The 20,411-nt window shown below is 68.1% G+C and carries 13 protein-coding genes; 4 read left to right on the forward strand and 9 right to left on the reverse strand.

The genetic code is table 11. From position 1 onward, the window contains the following. Positions 1–152 precede the first annotated feature (152 nt). The 3 genes from VKH46_16960 to VKH46_16970 all read right to left on the reverse strand — a co-directional run bounded on the left by VKH46_16960 (position 153) and on the right by VKH46_16970 (position 2,622). A complete protein-coding gene (locus VKH46_16960) occupies positions 153–317 on the reverse strand; it encodes a hypothetical protein (protein HKB72524.1) in 165 nt (54 codons plus the stop codon). A 234-nt stretch (positions 318–551) separates the two neighbouring features. Continuing rightward, positions 552–1,955: an FG-GAP repeat protein gene (locus VKH46_16965; GenBank protein HKB72525.1), complete on the reverse strand. Its 1,404-nt coding sequence runs from the start codon at positions 1,953–1,955 to the stop codon at positions 552–554. Positions 1,956–2,160: 205 nt separating this feature from the next. Beyond that, a complete protein-coding gene (locus tag VKH46_16970; protein HKB72526.1) occupies positions 2,161–2,622 on the reverse strand; it encodes a nuclear transport factor 2 family protein in 462 nt (153 codons plus the stop codon). A 441-nt stretch (positions 2,623–3,063) separates the two neighbouring features. On the opposite strand from VKH46_16970, the gene VKH46_16975 reads away from it, so the two are divergent. The 4 genes from VKH46_16975 to VKH46_16990 all read left to right on the forward strand — a co-directional run bounded on the left by VKH46_16975 (position 3,064) and on the right by VKH46_16990 (position 14,011). Next, complete coding sequence (locus tag VKH46_16975) at positions 3,064–5,763, forward strand: protein kinase (GenBank protein ID HKB72527.1); 2,700 nt, start codon at positions 3,064–3,066, stop codon at positions 5,761–5,763. Positions 5,764–5,883: 120 nt separating this feature from the next. Beyond that, entirely contained in the window at positions 5,884–8,547 is a 2,664-nt protein-coding gene (locus VKH46_16980) for a protein kinase (protein HKB72528.1), read from the forward strand. Positions 8,548–8,554: 7 nt separating this feature from the next. Continuing rightward, complete coding sequence (locus tag VKH46_16985; GenBank protein ID HKB72529.1) at positions 8,555–11,272, forward strand: protein kinase; 2,718 nt, start codon at positions 8,555–8,557, stop codon at positions 11,270–11,272. Positions 11,273–11,440: 168 nt separating this feature from the next. Then, positions 11,441–14,011 (forward strand): protein kinase, encoded by a 2,571-nt coding sequence (locus VKH46_16990; GenBank protein ID HKB72530.1) that lies wholly within the window; start codon positions 11,441–11,443, stop codon positions 14,009–14,011. Between the two features lie 143 nt (positions 14,012–14,154). Here VKH46_16990 and VKH46_16995 read toward each other — a convergent pair whose 3' ends face one another. From VKH46_16995 to VKH46_17020, 6 genes are all read right to left on the reverse strand, one after another. Beyond that, positions 14,155–14,688: a YceI family protein gene (locus VKH46_16995; GenBank protein HKB72531.1), complete on the reverse strand. Its 534-nt coding sequence runs from the start codon at positions 14,686–14,688 to the stop codon at positions 14,155–14,157. Then, entirely contained in the window at positions 14,688–15,389 is a 702-nt protein-coding gene (locus tag VKH46_17000; GenBank protein ID HKB72532.1) for a hypothetical protein, read from the reverse strand. Before VKH46_17000 ends, VKH46_16995 begins: the two co-directional genes overlap by 1 nt. A 244-nt stretch (positions 15,390–15,633) precedes the next feature. Next, complete coding sequence (locus tag VKH46_17005; GenBank protein ID HKB72533.1) at positions 15,634–17,295, reverse strand: FAD-dependent oxidoreductase; 1,662 nt, start codon at positions 17,293–17,295, stop codon at positions 15,634–15,636. Beyond that, entirely contained in the window at positions 17,292–18,710 is a 1,419-nt protein-coding gene (locus VKH46_17010) for an ATP-binding protein (protein ID HKB72534.1), read from the reverse strand. The genes VKH46_17005 and VKH46_17010 overlap by 4 nt, the downstream gene beginning before the upstream one ends. 57 nt (positions 18,711–18,767) lie before the next feature. Then, positions 18,768–18,890, reverse strand: a complete 123-nt coding sequence (locus tag VKH46_17015) for a hypothetical protein (GenBank protein ID HKB72535.1) — start codon at positions 18,888–18,890, stop codon at positions 18,768–18,770. Between the two features lie 8 nt (positions 18,891–18,898). Further along, a partial coding sequence (locus VKH46_17020) for a HEAT repeat domain-containing protein (protein ID HKB72536.1) occupies positions 18,899–20,411 on the reverse strand: 1,513 nt, incomplete at its 5' end.

Below are 20,411 nucleotides of genomic sequence, written 5' to 3' on the forward strand. Positions count from 1 at the left end.
GTTTTCCGTCAAAGTGTGGACCGTCTTTGGCGACACTCTGGTTCCCGAGAACGTGCGCTTCCCGGCTCGTCATCGCGAGGGAGCGGAGCGACCGCGGCGATCTCCAGAGCTCCATCAGGAACGTCGCAATCAAGCGGACGCGGGCGGGTTCGTCACCCGCGCCGTTGCTGTTTCGCTTTCGCCGCCTGGATCTGAACGCGCAGGATGTCCCGGAGGTAGTGCCAGTGAGGAACGAGCTTCGGGGCGGAATCGGCGTAACGCTCTGCCGCCTCGACGTCCGGCGTGCTCTTGTTGAGGTTCGCCCAGGCGAGATTCATCAGCAGCTCCGGCTCCCCCCAGGAGGGCTGGAGGGGATCGGCCGGGGACGATGCGCTCGAGTCCGCGCTCGCGATCGCACTCGAGATCGATTGACGCGGCGGGGCTCCCACTGACGTTCGAATTTCGACATTCGACGGCGCCCGACCCGCCACCGTCCGACTTGGAACTGCGGCGCTCCCCGACTTTCGACTTATGACTTTCGACCTGTGACTCTGAATCCCCGCGCCGCCCCGCTACGGCGTCCGCGGGTCGACCGGCTCGGCCGGAGGAAACGCCACTGGAGCCACGCACAGGCGTCCGGGATCGCACGGCGAGGGAAGCCCCCCGAAGAGGTAGACCGCCCCCCCGGGAGCCGCGCCTGAGGCTCCGACCGCGAGCGTTCCGTCCGAGATCGCGATCGCGCCGCCGAAGGAGTCTGCCCCCACGGTGTCGGAAGCCCTCAGCTTCGCGTCGAACGCGGACGTCGTCGTCCAGCCTCCCGCCGGCTTCACGAACACGTACGCGGAACCCGGAAAAGGGCTCGAGCCGGCATTGAGGGGCGCGCCGACGGCCACGATTCGACCCGAGAGCGCCACCGAAGCCCCGAAGTAGTCGCTGGAATTGCCGTCGGAAGCCGCGAGCTCGGCGTCGAAGGCCGAGGTGCTCTCCCATCCCGAGGGGGGTTTCTCGAACACGAACGCCGCGCCCTGCTCGTGGTTCGAACCGATCCGGGCGTACAGGGCGCCGACGACGATCGTGTCTTCCGAGAGCGCGACGGACTGGCCGAATCCGACGTTCCCGACCGAATCGGGAACGGTGAGCTTCGCGTCGAAGGCCGTCGTACTCGCCCATCCCGAAACCGGCTCGACGAAGACGTATCCGGCTTCGAAGCCGCTCCCGAAGCCCGGAGACCCCGCGACGACGGTGTCGCCCGAGACCGCGAGCGAGCTTCCGAGCTCGTCGTCCGCGTGGCCGCCGGCGACGGTGAGCCTCGCCGTGAACGTGGACGTCGTCGCCCAGCCGGTCCCCGGCTCTTCGAACACGTAGACCGCTCCCTGCCCGGCATTTGCCCCGACCCTCGCGTCGGATGCGCCGACGAAGATCGTGTTCGCCGAGATCGCCACCTGACTCCCGAATGCGTCGCTATTGAAACCGCCCGAGGCCGTGAGCTTCGCCGTGAACGCGGACGTGCTCTTCCACCCCGAGGCCGGCTTCACGAAAACGTATGCGGCGCCTTTCGACCCGATGTTGAACTGCGTCGCGCCGACGACCACCGTGTCGCCGAGGATCGCGACGGACGAACCGAATCCGTCGTCGGTCACGCCGTCCGATGCCGTGAGCTTCGCGGCAAACGTCGTCGTGTCCGCCCATCCCGAGGCGGGCTTCACGAAGACGTAGGCCGCCGCGGGCTGAGCGTAGGGCGCTCCGGCGACGAGCGTGTCCCCGGAGATCGCGACGGATATCCCGAGGGAGGCGTTCGCGGTCGACCCGAGCTTCGCCTCCTGGAAGATCGAGATGTCGCTCCCGATCGCCCGCGAGATGGCCTCCCGGGCCGCCGGAGGAACCCCGCGCGAGGCATCCAGCCCCTGCGCTCCGGCGATCGCGGCCGAGATCACACCCGTGAGAACGGAAAGCAGGACACGGCGCCGGCTCGACATGGGCCCTCCTCCACGTTGCCCGATCAAGGGGCTCGGACGATCACGCTGGACCGAGAGCGGCTCCTCCGAAGCGGGTAAGGTGCGGCCATCTTATCCCGCGCCGCCGTCGGCCGCCGGCGGTCATCCCGGAGAGCGAGAAGAATCTGGGGTCAACGCCTTATTATACATTATAGGCATGACCGACTGACCCGCGACGCGCGACGGATCACCCCGTCGCCGTAATCCGGGTCGAATGCAGGATCGCCACGCGCCAGGCGCCCCGCTCGCGCCGGACGATCGCGCTCTCGAGCCATCGCCGTTTCTGCGCGCCGTGCTTTTCGTCGGTGATGTCGGAATCGAGGAAGTACACCGCGTAACCGAAGCTCCCATCGACACGCACCTGCCGGAAATCGAACCGGTCCGAACGCTCGTAGCGGCTCCGAGGTCCCGGCATCGTCGCGATGTCGCCGGCGGCGTCGAAGATCTCGCCGTTTTCGAGAAGGCGGTAGTCGTCCGTGAGGAGCAAACGGTACTTTTCGACATCGCGCTTTCGGTAGAAAACGTCGTAATAGTCGGCGATCAGCCGCTTCACCGCCTCGGCGTCGCCGGCCGGCGGCGTTCCCTCCCCCGCGGCGTACGCGCCGCCGAGAAGCGCTGCGGCGGCGGCGAAGAATTCCCGACGTTTCATGAGGCCTCCTCTGACGCTATCGCGGACGAGTCGCTGCGCTAAGGATGGCGTCCGTCGCGATCCTGAATTCCATGGTCTCACAGCTCCCCGAGGGCGCCGACGCTCCTCCTCGGGAGACTCTCGAATCTGTGACCCCCTTCTACCCGGCGGCGATCGGGGAGCTCGAGCCTCGCCTGGGACGGCGCGAGGCCGCCCGCGAGCGGTTCCGGTCGGCGCTCGCGCTCGCGCGCAATCCCGACGAGCGGCGGTACCTTTCGCAGCGCGTGAGCGAGGGGACGACGACGACGCCCGCCGGACTCCCCCTATCGAACGGTCAGAGTGCGGCGCGACTCGGGTGCATTGTCCATCGAGTCCGAACGATCGGCCCGTGCGACGGGGGTAGAATCCCGGGCCAAAGGGAACGCTGCTGATCCTGACGAGTCGTCGAACAGGGAATCTCTGATGCTCACGCCGGGAACCCGACTGGGACCCTACGAGATCCTGTCTCCGCTCGGGGCCGGCGGAATGGGCGAGGTTTATAAAGCAAAGGATACGCGCCTCGGCCGGGACGTCGCGATCAAGGTCCTTCCGACGCACCTGATCGACGATCCAGACATGAAGGCCCGCTTCGAGCGCGAAGCCCGGGCGATCTCGCAGCTCACGCATGCGCACATCTGCACGCTCTACGACGTCGGAAGCGAAGGCGGCGTCGAGTATCTCGTCATGGAGCTCCTCGAAGGGCAGACGCTCGCCGACCGGCTCGAGAAGGGGCCCCTTCCGACCGAACAGATCCTGAAGTACGGCGTCGAGATCGCCGACGCGCTCGACCGCGCCCACCGAGCCGGAATCGTTCACCGGGATCTGAAGCCCGGCAACGTGATGCTGACGAAGTCGGGTGTCAAGCTCCTCGACTTCGGCCTCGCGAAAGCGGTCGGGGCGAACGAGCCGCCCTCCGAGCTCTCTTCCCTTCCCACGCAGGCACCCTCCCGTCCGCTGACCGAGAAGGGAACGGTGATGGGGACGTTCCAGTACATGGCGCCGGAGCAGCTCGAGGGGAAGGACGCCGACGCGCGGACCGACATCTTCGCGTTCGGGTGCCTGCTGTACGAGATGGCGACGGGGCAGAAGGCCTTCACGGGATCGACCCAGGCCTCGCTCGTGTCGTCGATCCTGCGCGACGAGCCAAAGCCGATCTCGGCGGTGGCGCCGCTGGCGCCGGCCGCGCTCGATCGGCTCGTGAAGAGCTGCCTCGCCAAGGATCCGGAAGACCGCTGGCAGAACGCCCGCGACGTCCGGAACGAGCTGACCTGGATCGGCCAGACGGGCTCGCAGCCCCTCCCCGCGGCGCCTGCCGGAGCCGCTCGAAAGAAGAACCGCGAGCGGCTCGCCTGGGTCGCGGCGATCGCCGCCGCGGCCGTCGCAGCCGTCGCGATCGCTGCCGCCCGCCGGCTCGGAAATCGCATCACGGAGCTCGATCGTCCGACGGTCGCTTCGGTCGTCGCGCCGCAGAAAACCGCGGTGCGCGGCGTCGCTCTCTCGCCTGACGGCCGCCGCCTCGTCTTCGTCGCGCGCGATTCTTCCGGAGCGAGCATCCTGTGGATCCGTTCCCTGAGCTCCCTGACGGTCCAGCCTCTCTCCGGGACCGAGAGCTCGTCGTTTCCCTTCTGGTCGCCCGACAGCCGTCTCATCGGCTTCTTCGCCGACGGAAAGTTGAAGAGGATCGATGCCTCCGGCGGCCCTCCGCAGGTGATCTGCGACGCGCCGGAGGCCCGCGGCGGAAGCTGGAGCCCCGACGGCGTGATCCTCTTCGCGCCTGCCGTCGACGGGCCGATCTTTCGCGTTTCCGCGTCCGGCGGTGTCCCCTCGCCGGTGACGAAGCTCGATCGCGCGCGCGGGGAGAGCAGCCATCGATTTCCTTTCTTTCTTCCGGACGGCCGTCACTTCCTCTATCTGGTCGCCAATTTCGGCGCCCCCGGAGATTTCCCGGGAATGGGGATCTACGCGCGAAGCCTCGCGAGCGAAAAGGAACAGCGCGTGTCGCCCGCGCACTCGGCCATGGCGTTTGCGTCCTCGTCGTTCGGGGGCCGCGAAGGATCGCTCGTATTCTGGAAGGACGGGAACCTGTTCGCGCAGCCTTTCGACACGAAGGCCCTGCGCGTCACGGGCGAACCTGCTCCCCTCGTCGAGGACGTCCAGTACTTCCCGCAGACCCAATCCGCCCTCTTTTCCGTGTCCGGGAACCGCGAGCTCGTCTACCAGCCGCGCGCCGCCTCGGGCGTCTCGCAGCTCGTCTGGTTCGATCGAAGCGGCCGGACGATCGGCACGCTCGGAACGCCCGCCAACCAGGCGAATCCGCGCATCTCGCCCGACGGAAAACGCGTCGCGCTCGACATCACCGATCCCCAGTCGGGGAACACGGACATCTGGATCTACGAGGCCGCGGGCGGCGTCCCGACGCGGTTCACTTCCGATCCGGCGCTGGAATCGGCCCCCATCTGGTCCCCGGATGGAAAGCGGGTCGTCTTCCAGTCGCTGCGCCGGAGCCACCCCGATCTCTACGAGAAAGCCTCGGACGGCTCCGGGAGCGAGGAGCTGCTCCTCGTCTCGGAGAGGACCAAGTACCCGACCGATTGGTCTCCCGACGGACGGAACCTTCTTTTCCGCGCGATCGACGCGAAGACGAACTTCGAGCTCTGGGTTCTGCCCGCGGGGAGTCGCGACCCGGTCTCGTATCTCAAGGCGGCGTTCGGAGTGAGCCACGGCCAGTTTTCGCCCGATGGACGCTGGGTGGCATACGCATCCAACGAGTCGGGTAAATGGGAGATCTACGTCGCGCCGTTCCCGGGACCCGGCGGCGACTGGAAGGTCTCGAGCGCCGGCGGCGCCGAACCGAGATGGCGAAGAGACGGGAAGGAGATCTTCTACCTCGCTCCCGACGGGAAAATGATGGCCGTTCCGGTCGTCGTCGAATCTTCGTTCGAGGCGGGCACGGCCGCACCCTTGTTCCAGACGCGGCGGCGGGAGCGCATCTCGGCGACCGATCTCTTCAGCTACGACGTCTCCGCCGACGGCCAGCGATTCCTGGTCAATACCGACGTCGGCGAGGTCGCCTCCTCGCCGCTGAACCTGCTTCTCAACTGGACTGCGGACTCGAAGCGATGACGCCATGACGCTCGCCGCCGGAACGAAGCTCGATGCCTGGGAGATTCTCTCCCCTCTCGGCGCCGGGGTCCCGCCGTCGCTCGCTTACGCGAGCTATGGCGCGGCTCGCATGGTGTCTTGATGCTTTCTCCCGGCATCAAGCTCGGGCCTTACGAGATTCTCGAACCCATTGGACGTGGCGGCATGGGAGAAGTTTATCGGGCGAGAGATACGAAACTGCACCGCGAGGTCGCGATCAAGGTCCTGCCGGAAAGCCTCGCCGCCGATCCCGAGCGCATCGCGCGGTTCGAACGCGAGGCGCGGGTCCTCGCGTCGCTCAATCACCCGAACATCGCGGCGGTGTACGGCGTCGACGACTCGAGCGAGGTCAAGGCCCTCGTCCTCGAGCTCGTCGAGGGCCCGACGCTGCAGGATCGGATCGAGTCGGGGGCGATCCCGGTCGATGAAGCGCTCCCGATCGCGCGGCAGATCGCGGAGGCGTTCGAGGCCGCGCACGAAAAAGGGATCGTCCATCGCGATCTCAAGCCGGCCAACGTCAAGGTCGATCGGGCCGGGACGGTCAAGGTCCTCGATTTCGGTCTCGCCAAGGCTCTCGACCCCGTCGTGTCGTCCTCGCCGGATCTCACGCACTCCCCGACGCTTTCGATCGGAACGCAGGCGGGAATGATTCTCGGCACGGCCGCTTACATGAGCCCCGAGCAGGCCCGCGGGAAACCGGTCGACCGGCGCGCCGACGTCTGGGCCTTCGGCGTCGTGTTCTTCGAGATGCTTTCCGGGCGCCGGCTCTTCCACGGGGAAACGGTCTCCGACACGCTCGCCGCCGTCATCAAGGAAGAGCCGGACTGGCAGTTCCTTCCCCCCGAGGTCCCGTCGTCAATCCGTGCTCTCCTGCGCCGCTGTCTGCAGAAAGATCCGCGGCAGCGCCTCCAGGCGATCGGAGAGGCGCGGATCACGATCGACGACGTGCTCTCCGGATCGCCCGCGGCGGCGACGGACGCGGAAGAAGCGCGCGCGGGGACTCGCCGCCCCGTGGTGCTTCCCTGGGCGCTCGCCGCCGTCCTCGCTGTCGTCGTGGCCGGGCTCGGAATCCTCGCGATTCGCCGACCGCGTCGAAGCCCTCCCGCACCCGTGCTCTCTTTCGTCCCGCCGCCTCCCGGCACCACGCTCCGTTCCTACGGATTCGGGTCCGGCCGCGTCGTCGTTTCGCCGGACGGGGCGCGACTGGCGTTTTCCGCGACCGATCAGGACGGCGTCACCAGGCTCTGGGTCCGGCCCCTGAATTCCGCGTCAGCCACGCCGGTGAAAGGGACCGAGGACGCGGCGTCTCCTTTCTGGTCGCCCGACGGCCGTTCCCTCGGATTCGTCGCGAACGGCAAGCTGAAGACCGCGGATCTCTCCGACGGCGACGTGGAGACGCTCGCCGACGCCGATTGGGAAACTGTCGGCGCATGGAGCCCGCGAGAGACGATTCTGTTCAAACCGCCGGGCGTGGGCGTGAATCCTCTCCGCAAGATCGCGGCTTCCGGGGGCCGAACCAGCGGGGTCACGAAGCTCGCGAGCGACGAGCGTACGCACGATAGCCCTTCATTCCTGCCCGATGGAAAGCATTTCCTCTTCGCCGCTCGGCGCGCCGACGGAAATTGCCGCCTCAAGATGGGCTCGCTCGATTCCGGCAAGGTGGCGACCATTTTGGAGGGCTCCTGCTTCGGCCTCTACGCAGGCGGATACCTTCTCTTCGGCCGAGGCCTCGACGTCTTCGCCCAGAGGTTCGACCCGGCGACCGCGAGGCTTTCCGGAAGAGCCGCCTTCCTCGCCCGGGCCGCGGATTGCTCAGCCGCGGGCGACTCCGTCCTGGCGTATCAGGCGCGGTCGGAAACGTCGCGCCTCGAGTGGTTCGACCGCAGCGGAAACTCCCTCGGAACCGTCGGCAACCCGGCAATCTACAGGTCGCCCAAGATCTCGCCCGACGGCAAGCAGATCCTTTCCGGAATCATGGACCGCGAGACGCGGTCGGTCGACCTGTGGTCGCTGCCGGCGGCGGGCGGGGAAAGCACGCGGCTGACGTTCGATTCCGGCGGGAAGACCTGGTCCGTGTGGTCCCCCGACGGCAAATACGTCTCGTACGCCGGCCCGGTCAAGGGAACCCCGGGAACGATGGCGATTTTTCGAAAAACCGCCGACGGATCCCGAGAGGCAGAGAAGCTCCTCACGGCCAGTCCGAACGAGGGGCAGCTCTTCTCCGTGGATTGGTCGCCGGACGGCCGATCTCTTTCGTTCGACGCTTTTGACATCAAGAGCGGCCAGTGTGAGAACTGGATCCTGCCGCTCTTCGGCGACAGGAAGCCCTTCCAGGTTTCCCCCGTCGCGGCGGACCAGTTCGACGGGATCTTCTCGCCCGACGGCCACTGGTTGGCGTACTTTTCCTATGAATCCGGACACCCCGAGGTCTATGTGGTTCCGTTTCCCGGTCCGGGCGGCAAATATCAGATTTCGCACGGCGGCGGCTGGCTGGCCCGCTGGGACGGCCGCGGCAGACTCTACTTCCTGACGATGGGAAATCGGCTGATGGAAGCCGACCTCGCTGTGAGCGCGAGCTCCGTTCGAGTCAACGCTATTCACCCGCTCTTCGCGATCCGGCCGCCGAACATGGCGATGCCGCTCTTCGACGTCACGGCGGACGGCCAGAAATTCATCGTGGCCACGTCCGACGCGCCCGAAGCGAGCTCGATCACGCTCGTCGCGAACTGGACGGAACTTCTGGCGTCGCGCCAGGAGCGGCCGTGAGGCTGCCGTGACGCTCGCCGCCGGGAGCCGCCTCGGTCCGTACGAGATCGTTTCCCTGCTCGGAGCCGGCGGCATGGGCGAGGTGTATCGGGCGCGCGACACCCGGCTCGGACGCGAGGTGGCGCTCAAGGTTCTCCCCGAGGAATTCGCCGCCGACGCCGAGCGGCTCCGCCGGTTCGAGGGAGAGGCGCGCGCCGCTTCCTCGATCTCCGATCCGCACATCGTCACGGTCTTCGACGTCGGGAGCGCCGATGGAAAGGCTTTTCTCGTCGCGGAGCTGGTCGAGGGGTCGGACCTGAGGGCGCTGACCGGCCGGGCGCTTTCCGCGAAGAAGGCGATCGACCTCGCCGCTCAGATCGCCGAAGGCCTCGCGGCGGCCCACGACAGGGGAATCGTCCATCGCGATCTGAAACCGGAGAACGTCCTCGTCACGAAATCGGGACTCGCCAAGATCGCGGACTTCGGGCTCGCGCGCCTCAGCGAGCATTCCGGAGATAGCGGCTCGCAGATGATCACCGCCGACTCGGCGCGGACGGCCACCGGGATGGTGATGGGCACGGTCGCGTACATGTCGCCCGAACAGGCCCGCGGCGAGCGCGTGGACTTCCGTTCCGACCAGTTCTCGTTCGGGATCATCCTCGTCGAGCTGCTTACGGGGAAGAATCCGTTCAAGCGCGCGACCTCGCCCGAAACTCTGACGGCGATCCTCCGCGAGGAGCCGCTCGAGAATCTCGCGCTGCCGCCGGCGATCGGCCGCATCGTTTCGCGCTGCCTCGAGAAAATCCCCGACGCGCGCTATGGATCGACGCGTGACCTCGCCCGGGACCTGAAGGACCTCGAGGCCGCCCCTTCGGCGGCGACGGCGCCGGTCCCGGCCGGAGTCTCCGCCGGCCGTCGAGGGCGATCGCCGGCGTTGCTGCTGCTCGCGGCGCTTGGCGGCCTCGTCGTCGGCGGCGCGATCGCGACGTGGCTCCGCCGGCCGGCCTCCTTCGAGCCGGTCCGCGTCCACGCCCTGACGTATTCCGGCTCCGACAGCGACCCGGCGGCCTCGCCGGACGGAAGGATCGTCGCGTTCACGTCGTGGCGCGACGGCACGGCCCGCATCTGGGTCAAGCAGCTCGCCGGCGGAGGCGAGGCGCCCCTGACCTCCGGACCGGACGGACGCGCGAGGTTCTCCCCCGACGGGGCGAGCCTGCTCTTCATCCGCGACCTGGGGACGAAGCAGGCGCTGTACCGGATCGGCCTCGTCGGCGGCGAGCCGCGCGCGATTCTGGACGACTGCACCGCCGCCGACTGGTCGCCCGACGGCCGGCAGATCGCGTTCCTGCGCGGAGGGACCGGCGACGCGACGCAGCACGCGCGCCTCGAGGTGCTCGATCTGGCGAGCGGCCGCGAAACGCTTCTCGCCGACGAAGGAAAGCGGATCGTTCACTCGCCCCGCTGGTCGCCCGACGGAAGATGGATCGCGTATTCCTCCGGAAGCTATGCCGGTTCCGACTGGCAGGTCCGGGCGGCGCAGCCGGCGAGCGGACGAAAGAAGGAAATCTGCGCGCTCTCCCCCGGATACCAGATCGGGGGAATCTCGTGGGCCGGGGACGGAGAAGCGATCTTCTTCGTGCAGTCCCCGAACCTGATGGGAGACGTGTCGGGCATGGGATCGCGCGTGATTCGCGGCGACCCCGGCTCGGGACGCCGGCGGACGCTCTTCTGGAGCGACGGCCTCGTGTGGACGACGTCCTCCGTTTCCGAAGTCACGCCGACCGACGTGCTCTCTCAGGGGCGCCTCGTCTTCAGCCGGCGGCAGCGGAGACAGAACCTGCGGGAGATCGCGATCCGGGAGGGCGCGCTCTCGACGGGCACGGTGCTCGCCGAAGGAAGCGCGATCGACCGCCAACCGGTCTACTCACCCGACGGAAAACGGATCCTCTTCTCTTCGAATCGCAGCGGGAACCTCGACCTCTGGACTCTCGAGCGCCAGAGCGGAGCCGTCCGGCAACTGACCGACGATCCGGCGCAGGACTGGGACCCCGCCTGGACGCCCGACGGGAAGCAGATCGTCTGGAGCAGCGATCGAGCGACCGGCCATCTCGAGGTCTGGATCGCGAACGCGGACGGCAGCGGCGCGAGACAGGTCACCCACGACGGCGTCTCCGCGCAGAATCCGACGACGACGCCCGACGGGAGGTGGATCGTGTACTGGAGCGGCGATCCGGCGAAGCTCGGCGTCTGGAAGATCCATCCCGACGGCTCCGGGGCGACCCGCGTGCAGACCGGCTACCCGACCACGCCGGAGACGTCACCCGACGGGCGCTACTTCCTCTACGTGGATCAGGGGGGAGGGCTGTCCCTGCGCAACACGATCCACGTCTTCGAGGTCGAGTCGGGAAAGCAGGTCTCGTTCACGATCGAGGTGCGGTACACGATCGGCGCGCCGGCGATCATCTGGGGGCGCGCGCGCTGGTCGCGCGACGGGAAGCGGATCTACTTCGTCGGCGAGAACGAAAAGGGGCTTTCCGGAATCTACGTGCAGGACTTCGCGCCGGGACGCGACACGGCCGCGACGCGCCGCCCGGTCGCGGGCTTCTCGCGCGAGTGGGTCAGCGAATCCTTCGGGCTGTCGCCCGACGGCGCCTCGCTCGTGCTGTCGGCCAGCCAGGACACCGCGTCGATCATGGTCGCCGACCGTGTGCCTGGCGCCATGCCTCCGACCCGGAAGGCGCACTGAGAAGGCGGAAACCGAAGTCCCCGGTTTCCGCCGCCGCCATTCGCGCAACGATAGAATCCCGGTCACGCGAGAAATCCTGGATTCCCCCGCCGTCCCCGGGGCCGGCCGGCCCGACGTGACGGGTTCGCTTTCGCTCCCCCGGAGCGGCGCGGCTCGCAGGGTGCTCTAATGCTCTCTCCCGGCGTCAAGCTCGGCCCTTACGAAATTCTCGCCCCTCTCGGGGCGGGGGGCATGGGAGAAGTGTATCGGGCGCGCGACACGAAGCTGCATCGGGACGTGGCGATCAAGGTCCTGCCCGAATCGCTCTCCAAGGAAACGGATGCGCTGGGCCGATTCGAGCGGGAAGCGCACGCGGTGGCGGCGCTCAACCATCCGAACATCCTCTCGATCCACGATTTCGGCGAATCCAACGGCGTCGTCTACGCGGTGACGGAGCTCCTCGAAGGCGAGAGCCTTCGGGAGCGCCTCGACGCCGGGCCGATCCCGACGCGCAAGGCGGTCGATTACGCCGTTCAGATCCTCCGCGGCCTGGCGGCGGCGCATGAGAAAGGCGTCGTCCACCGCGATCTCAAGCCGGAAAATCTCTTCGTGACGGCCGACGGCCGCGTGAAGATCCTCGACTTCGGCCTGGCCAAGGTCGTGTCGGCCGAGTCGGTCGCCACGAGCGCGCCGACGACGCCGGCCGGCACGGAGCCCGGCACGGTCATGGGCACGGTCGGTTACATGTCTCCCGAGCAGGTCAGGGGAAGACCGGCGGATCATCGCTCCGACATCTTTTCCTTCGGCGTCGTCCTCTACGAGATGCTCTCGGGAAAACGCGCCTTCCAGCGCGAATCGGCCGCCGAGACGATGGCCGCGATCGCCCGGGAGGAGCCTCCCGAGCTCGCGGAGTCGGGCCGCAAGATCTCCCCTGCCCTCGACCGGATCGTGCGGCATTGCCTGGAGAAGAGCCCTGCCGAACGCGCGCAGTCCGCGCACGACCTGGCGTTCGAGCTCGAGAGCATGTCGGCCCTCTCCGAGTCCGGTGCGGCCGCCGTCGCCTTCGCCCCGCGGCGCCGCCGACGGCTGGCGATCGGCGTCGCCGCGGCCGTCGCGGCGGTCCTGGCCGTTGCCGCCCTCGCGTCGTACCGCGCGGGACGGAAGGCGGAGCGACGCTCGGTCGAGGCCATCGCGTTTCGCCAGATGAGCTTCCACCCGCAGGCGATCTTCCAGGCCGCCTTCATGCCGGACGGCGAAACGATCGTCTATAGCGCCGCTCCCGAGGGGAACGTCCCGGAGCTCTTCACGATCCGCCCCGAGTTTCCGGAGCCCCGTGCGCTGGGCCTTCCGCGCACGCATCTCCTGTCGATCTCGTCGAAGGGCGAGCTGGCCGTCCTGACCCACGTCCGCTACCTGGCGCACCGGTTGTTCACCGGCACGCTCGCGCGGGTGTCGCTCGGGGGCACGGCGCCGCGGGAAATCCTGGAGAACGTGCGCCAGGCCGACTGGTCTCCCGACGGCGCAAATCTGGCCGTCCTTCGCGTTTCGCAGGGGAAGGATCGGCTGGAGTTCCCGATCGGAAAGGTCCTCTACGAGAGCGCCGGCTATTTGAGCGACCTTCGGCTCTCGCCCCGCGGAGACCGCATCGCTCTCTTCGAGCATCCGAAGCAATGGGACGACCGGGGCTCCGTCATCTGCGTCGATATGGCGGGGAAGCGGACCGTCCTTTCGGGCGAGTACTGGGGGGAAGAGGGCCTGGCGTGGTCTCGGACGGGCGACGAGATCTTCTTCACCGCGAGCACGGAAGGGTTCTCCCAGGTTCTCTACGGCGTCGATCTCTCCGGACGCCGGCGGGTCGTGCTGACGAGCGCCGGCGGGCTGACGATGCACGACGTCTCCCGCACCGGGCGCTGGCTCGTGACGCGCGACGACCAGACTAACGCCATCTCGGTTCTCGTCCCCGGCGCCGGCGCCGAGCGCGATCTCTCCTGGCTCGACTTTTCCGAGGCGCCGTTTCTTTCGCGGGACGGGAGCCTTCTTCTCTTCAACGACGAATCGTCGGCGGCCGGGCCGAATTACGCGGTCTGTCTTCGAAAAACCGACGGCGGCGCCGTCGTGCGCCTCGGAGAGGGCTTTCCTTGCGGGCTCTCGCCGGACGAGAAGTGGGCTCTCGCGATCGTCTACTCGCCGCCGCAGCTCGTGATGTACCCGACCGGTCCCGGCGAGACCCGGCGTCTCCCGCGAGGCCGCCTGGAGACGTACCAATCCGCAAGCTGGTTCGCGGACGGAAAGAAGATCCTCGCTTGCGGCAACGAGCCTGGAAGAGGGTCCCGGTGCTATTCGCAGGACGTCTCGGACGGCTCGCTTCGGCCGGTCACACCCGAGGGAGCGAGCAACGGCTCGGTCTCGCCGGACGGCACGCAGGTCCTGTATTCGAATCAAGACGGAGCCTGGTTGGTCCAGCCCATGGAAGGGGGAACCGGGAAACCCCTTCCCGAGATCGCCCCGGACGAGAGCGTCATCCGGTGGAGCCCGGACAGCCGTTCCCTCTACGTTTTCCATCCGGCGACGCTGCCGTTTCGCTTCGAGCGGCTGGATCTCGCTTCGGGCCGCCGCGAGCTGATCCGCGAGGTGGCTCCCGCCGACAGGACGGGCCTGCTCGAGGGCGGCGTGGCGTCAATCACGGAGGACACCCGGAGCTACGCGTACGACTATTCCCGGATGACGTCGCAGCTCTTCGTGGTGTCGGGCGCGCGCTGACGCGAGCGCCGGCCGCCCGTTTCGACAGCGGCCCGGTGTTCACGAAGACGGCGACGATGGCGTGGCGGCCAAACGGGCACTCCCGGTTCAGGGCGCGCCTCTTCCGGCGGGAGAAGCCGGGGCGCAGCGCCGGGTGAGGGTAGCTAAGCCGGCTTCCAGACCATATCGACCCGGATCGGCATGTCGTCCTTGACCGGCACCGCGAGGAGCGACGGCGGCGGGATGCCGAAATCGGAGAGCTTCGCGGGGATCGTTCCCGAGATCCGCCGCTCCCCTCCCTCGTCCGTGACGGTGAACGGGACCTGCGGGTACGTCGCCGTCTTGCCCGCGAATTCGATTTGGAGGTCGCAGTGGATCTCGGCGGAGTCCTTTGCCTCCGGCGCTCGCAGGCGAACGCTGACGAGGGGATACCTCGCGCCGTCGACGACCTGGACCATGTGAAGGTCGCGGTTGCTGTCCCCGGAGTCGAACGACTTCACGGGAGCCGCCACGAGAACCTCGCACTCGCCGGAGCGGCAAACGGCCTTGCCCCGGGCCGCGTGGCTCACTCCGTCGGTGTCGTGAAGGGGGTGTGAGACGTGGTAGGCGAGCGTCGACCGCTCGAGAACCCATTGCCCGTCGGCTCGCGCGATCGCCGGAAGGGCGAGGAGCAGGAGCAGACATCGGACGCGAATCATCAGAACTTGATCGCCACGGTCGCGATCGCCGCGGCATAAGCGGCGACCGTGATCGCGGCCACGGTCGAATGGGCTTTCGCGATCCCGTGGACCTTCTCGCCGTTGTCGAGCTGGTTTCGGGCCATGGCGCCGAGGATCGGCGTCAGGACCATTCCCACGCCGTGGACCCACGCGAGCGCCTTGTGCCACCGGATCTGGCCGCGCGTCCTCATCCCCTCGATCTTCGGCGCGCGGATCGCGTACGACGCCGTCGCGATGTACATGGCCGCGGTGACGAGGCCGAGCGCCGCGTGCAGATTCCGCTGCGAGCTACCGCCCTCGTGCTCCTTGGCGCCCCCGGCGGTCGCGAGCGTGGCGACGAACGGGATGATCGTGATGAGGCCCAGCCGCTGGTGAATCTTGAGCATCCGGGTCCTCTTGTCGAGAAGCGCCTGCTTCTCGACGCTGCCGATTTGCTGCTCCGGAGTGAACCCCAGATCCTGGAGCGACGGCTGCGAGGGCGCGGGAGGCGGCGTTTCGGGCGGCGGGCTTGGATTCGCCTGTTCGGGATCGGGATTTCCCTGATCCGCGGAAGTCTCGAGCGCCGCCTGCAAAGAGGGCAGGAACCTCCACTCGTCGCTGTCGGCGCGCAGGACGGGGGCGAGCGTGAGGAACAGAGCGGCTACGACGAATTTGCGAAGTGTCTTGCGGAAATCTTTCATCGTCATGCGTCGTCGAGAGCAAACCCGGTGCCGAACATAGCGTCCCGAAGATAAACGGCGGATGAGAGGTCAGGCGAGACGGCTCGATTTCGATATCACTTCGGCGCGATCCTCCCGAAATCGGCGACAGGCGTCGCAAGCGCGATTCGACCCCTCCCTCCATGTCCCGGCGGGATGCTCCCGAACCGGTGTGTAATGTATAATGAAGCGTTGACCCCAACGTCTCCTTCGACCCCGGAGCCGCCTAAGTCAGCGCCAGGTACTGGTGCGCGAGCCACACCATCATCGATCCTTCGCCGACCGCCGCCGCGACGCGGTTCATCGCGCCGGCGCGCACGTCGCCGGCGGCGAAGACGCCCGGCACGCTGCTCTCGAGCGGCAGCGGCTCGCGCCGCTCCTTCCAGATTCGCGGGTAAGCCTCGGCGGACACGAGGTCCCGGCCCGTGAGGACGAATCCTTTCGCGTCGCGCAGCACGTCGGGCGGCAGCCACTCGCTTCGCGGGCGGGTGCCGATGAACACGAACACGGCGTCCGCCTCCTCGACCGCGCACCTTCCGTCGCCGCACGACCGGAGCGAGACGCATTCGACGCGGGCCTGTCCGTCGACCCGGTCGACCTCGGTCAGGGGCCGCAGCCGGATGTTCGGCGTCTTCCCGATCTGGTCGATCAGGTACTGCGACATCGTCTCGCGCAGGCTCTCCCGCCGCACGACGATGTGCACTTCCTTCGCGTATCGCGCCAGATGCATCGCGGCCTGGCCCGCCGAGTTCCCGCCGCCGACGACCAGGACGCGCCGGCCCGAGAACGCCGGCGCTTCCGTGGTCGCGGTGCCGTAGTAGACGCCCGCGCCGGTGCGCTCGGCCATCCCGGCCGCCGGGTGCTCGCGGTAGCTCATCCCGGTCGCGGCGAGGAGCGTTCGCGTCACGATCTCGCGGCTGTCGGCGACCGTGAGGCGCTTGTACCCCCCGTCGAAGGAGACCGCCGTCACTTCCAGCGGCGCCAGGAACTCGGCGCCGAGCCGCTGTGCCTGCGTCAGCGCGCGGCGGGTCAGCTCGCTTCCGGAGACCCCGGCCGGAAAGCCGAGATAGTTCTCGATGCGCGAGCTCGTGCCCGCCTGCCCGCCGGGAGCGTGGCGGTCCAGGAGCAGGGTCCGCAGCCCTTCCGACGCGCCGTACACGGCGGCCGCGAGGCCGGCCGGACCCGCGCCGACGATCACGAGGTCGTAGACGTCGTACGCCGCCGAGAGGGACCGGCCGAGCCGCTCGGCGACCTCGCGGGGCTCGGGATTGCGGAGCACCGCGCCGTCCTCGAAGAGCAGTGCCGGGAGCTCTTCGGCGCCCACACCGGCGGCGTCGAGGAGCGCGCGCGCGTCCGGGTCCCGCTCGACGTCGATCCAGCGGTAGGGAACCAGATTGCTCGCGAGGAACTCCTTGACCGCGTGCGACCGCGGCGACCACTGGTGTCCGACGAGCCTCAACCCTTTCGCCTCGGGGAGGTACTCGGCCTGCCACGCGTCGAGGAGGTCGTCGATCACCGGGAAGAGCCGCTCCTCGGGCGGGTCCCAGGGCTTGGACAGGTAGTGATCGAGATGCGCCTCGTTGATCGCCCGGACGGCCGCGTCGATGTCCGAATAGGCGGTGAGGAGGACGCGCCGCGCGAGCGGGTACGTCTCGCGCGACTGCGCGAGCACCTCGGTCCCGAGCATGCCCGGCATGCGCTGGTCGGAGAGGACCAGCGCCAGGGACTCCCCGCGGCTCTTGAGCTCCCTGACCGTCGCCAGCGCCTCTTCCCCGGAGGACGCGCTCAATACGGCGTAGCGGTCCCGGTACCGCGAGCGCAGGTCGCGCCGCACGGCGGCGAGCACCTGAGGATCGTCGTCGACGACGAGAAGGACGGGCTTGTTCACGGCTTGCCCGCGGCGGCCCCGGCCCCGGCGATCGGCAGCACGACCCGGAACTCCGTCCGGCCCGGCTGCGACTCGACGGAGATTTCGCCGCCGTTGTGGACGACGAGGCGCCGGACGATGTCGAGGCCCAGCCCCGTTCCCTCGCCCATCGGCTTGGTGGTGAAGAACGGGTCGAAGATGCGTTCCCGGATCTCCGCGGGGATGCCGGACCCGTTGTCGATGACGCGAACCACGGCGGCGCCGTCCTCACGGTTCGCCCGTACTTCGACGCGGCCGGCGTCGGGAATGGCGTCGAGCGCGTTGTCGATCAGGTTCGCCCAGATCTGGTTGAGCTCGCCGACGAAGCCGCGGGCGGGGGGCAGACCGGGCTCGACGTCGACGGCGACGGAGGCCGACTTGCTCCGCGCCTTCGCCTTGAGCACGGCGACCGTGTCGTTCAGGCCGCGCGTCAGATCGACCGATTCCGGCACGTTGGCCTGGTCCATGTGGGTGAAGCCCTTGATCGCCGCGACCAGGCCCGAGATGCGCTCCGCCGCCTCCTGGATTTCGGAGGCGAGACTGCGGACGTAGCAGCCGGCCGCGACCCACCGCAGCGCGGCGTTCAACGCCGGTCCTTCGACCGCGGCGGCGAGGCGATCGAGCGCGTCGAACGTCACGGCGGTTTCGGCGAGCGCCTCCGCGCTGCCGGGGTCGAGGCCGCGGCTCTCGAGCCAGTCGGCGATTCCCTCCTCGCGCTCGGCCTGCTCGATCGGCGACCGCACGCCGCCCGTGCGCGTGTCGTGGCAGGAAGCGCGAATCGCGTCGAGGGCGGCGAGCTGCGCTTCGGTCAGCCGCGCCGCGCCGAGCGCCCGCGTGGCCCGCTCGACGTCCTCGAGGCGGCTTTCGAGGATCGCCGCGCTGCGGTCGATCGCCGACGCCGGGTTGTTCAGCTCGTGCGCCAGCCCCGCGGACAATTTTCCGAGGGAGACCATCTTTTCGTCGTGGAGGTCCCTCGACGTGAAGAAGCGGGCGCGGTCGAGCATGTTGTGGACGAGGATCGACGTGATCTCGTGGCACTCGCGGATCATCTCGGGCAGACAGTCACGGGGGACGGCGAGGATCTCCGACGCCTCCTGCGCGATCGAGTCGCCCGGCGGGTTCTTCAGGCGGGAGTACGGCAGGAGACCCGTGAGGTCGCCTTCGTGCCACTCCATCATCTTGTGCGGTCCGGCGCCGCGATCGACGAAAATGGCGACGCGCCCCGACAGCACGACCCACAGGTTCTCGACCGGCTGGTCCTTCGAGAGCAGGAGGTCCCCGGTGTTCAGCCGCCGGAGGGTGCCGTGGGCGGCCAGCCAGGCCAGCTCCTCGCGGGGCGCCGCGGCCAGGCCCCGGTGCCGCGCCAGCCGATCGACGAGTTCCGTGTTGTCCGTCATGGTGCGTGGTTCCTAGGGAGGGAATGCTACATCGGCCGGGCCCCCGGCGGCGCGGGATCACTCCGCCAGCGGCCGATCCCTCGCGCCCATCACCAGCATCCAGAGCGGCGTGACGAGCTCGAGGGCCCGGAGCGGCGACGCGAACCGGCTGACGGCGGCCCCGTCCGCCCTCGTGCCCACAAGAAGTTTCAGCCTTCCGGTCCCAGAAACCGGATTGCCTTCTCGGCGGCTTCCCTTACCGCAGAGTCCGGATCGTGGGAGAGCCGCACGAGATCGGGAATCGCGTCGGGATTGCCACTCAGCTCCAATGCCTGCACGACGATCCGGCGGACCTTCGGGTCTGGGTCCTCCAGCCCGTCAAGCATCGGTTGCGGGATGGGACCGCGCGCCAAGCGGGACACGAGTCGCGGTAGGTACGCGACACGAGATTGCGTTTCCCCATCATCGGTCGTGTCTTTCGCGTGGGCGAGCTGACTACGCACCAGATCCATCGTCTCGCGAGCAAAACGGGCGGCGTTCTTCCTCGTCGCGAGCTCGACGGCGCCCGAGCGCAGATCGATGTCCTCCGCCCTCATTAGCGTGCGCAATACCTCATCGGGGACCTCTCGGCCATAGAAGCCGAGCGAGTAAATGGCGGCCCTTCTTTCGATCGTTGTGCCAGTCTGAACCTTGTCAAGGACCTTGGCGTAAAAGGAGTCCACTCTGTAATAGCCAGCCGCCGCGAGCCCCTCGGCACGGCGGTTCGGGTCAGAATCGTCCAGCAGCTTTTCGATCTCCGCCTCGGTTGCCTTAATCTGCGGTGCTTTCTTCGTTTCCTGAAGTCCGGGTTCCTCAAGGGATGTGCGAAGCATTTTCAGAGGGAGGCTGTTCCAGCGCTCGTCCTGCTCGAAGAGCCTCCGGAGTCGTCCGAGCACCTGATCCACGCTGTCATTCGTACCAAGAATGGCCTGCGCCGGAGATGGTCCGTTCGACCACGATGCCAGCCGAAGGGTCGGCAAGAGCGGGGCTTCTTCCCTTGGATACGTGCCCGCGTCCACGAGGAACGCCTCGACAAGCTGGCGGAATGCCCGATCGTCGCCGCGAAGGGCGAGAAGGCGTTGCGTGCGCACCCAGTTTGCCGGATAGCGATTGGTGTAGTCGCCCGGGCTGCGCGGTGCGGTCAGCTCGCCTTTTTTCATGAGCTTGTCCACGTCTGGCTCGAGTTCCTTGGCGAGATCCTCCAGCATTTTCCGGACGTCGGGATCCGACTTTCCGGTGAGAGCCTCCGCAGCAGCCAACCGAACGTCCGAGTTCGGATGCCTTAACCCGCGACGGTCCCCGAGTCGCGCCAGGGCGTGAGCGCAGGCGGTGATCGACGACTCGTCATAGGGGTAGCGGCCGGGGAACGTCATCTGATCCGAAGGGTCGCTCGAGATCGGCCCGGATTCCGATTCGAAGCCCCGGATCAGCGCTTCGCGGCCCGCGTCGCTTCCAAGATCGACGAGAGCGAGCCCCGCGGCCAGCCGGACCGCCGGCCGCGCGGTCTGGGCGACTGGTGTGAGCGCCGCTACCACGTCTCTTCGCCTCGTCGCATCCTTCTTTCCGAGGTCGCGAAGGAGTGCGAGGCTGTTGTACCAAATCGCATGGGGCTGGCGTCCTCCATAGCTCATGCCGAACATGTCGGGCGACGCACCGCTTTTGACGGGCTGCTCGACGTTCTTC

It is taken from the genome of Thermoanaerobaculia bacterium, from assembly GCA_035260525.1.
Lineage (GTDB): Bacteria > Acidobacteriota > Thermoanaerobaculia > UBA5066 > DATFVB01 > DATFVB01.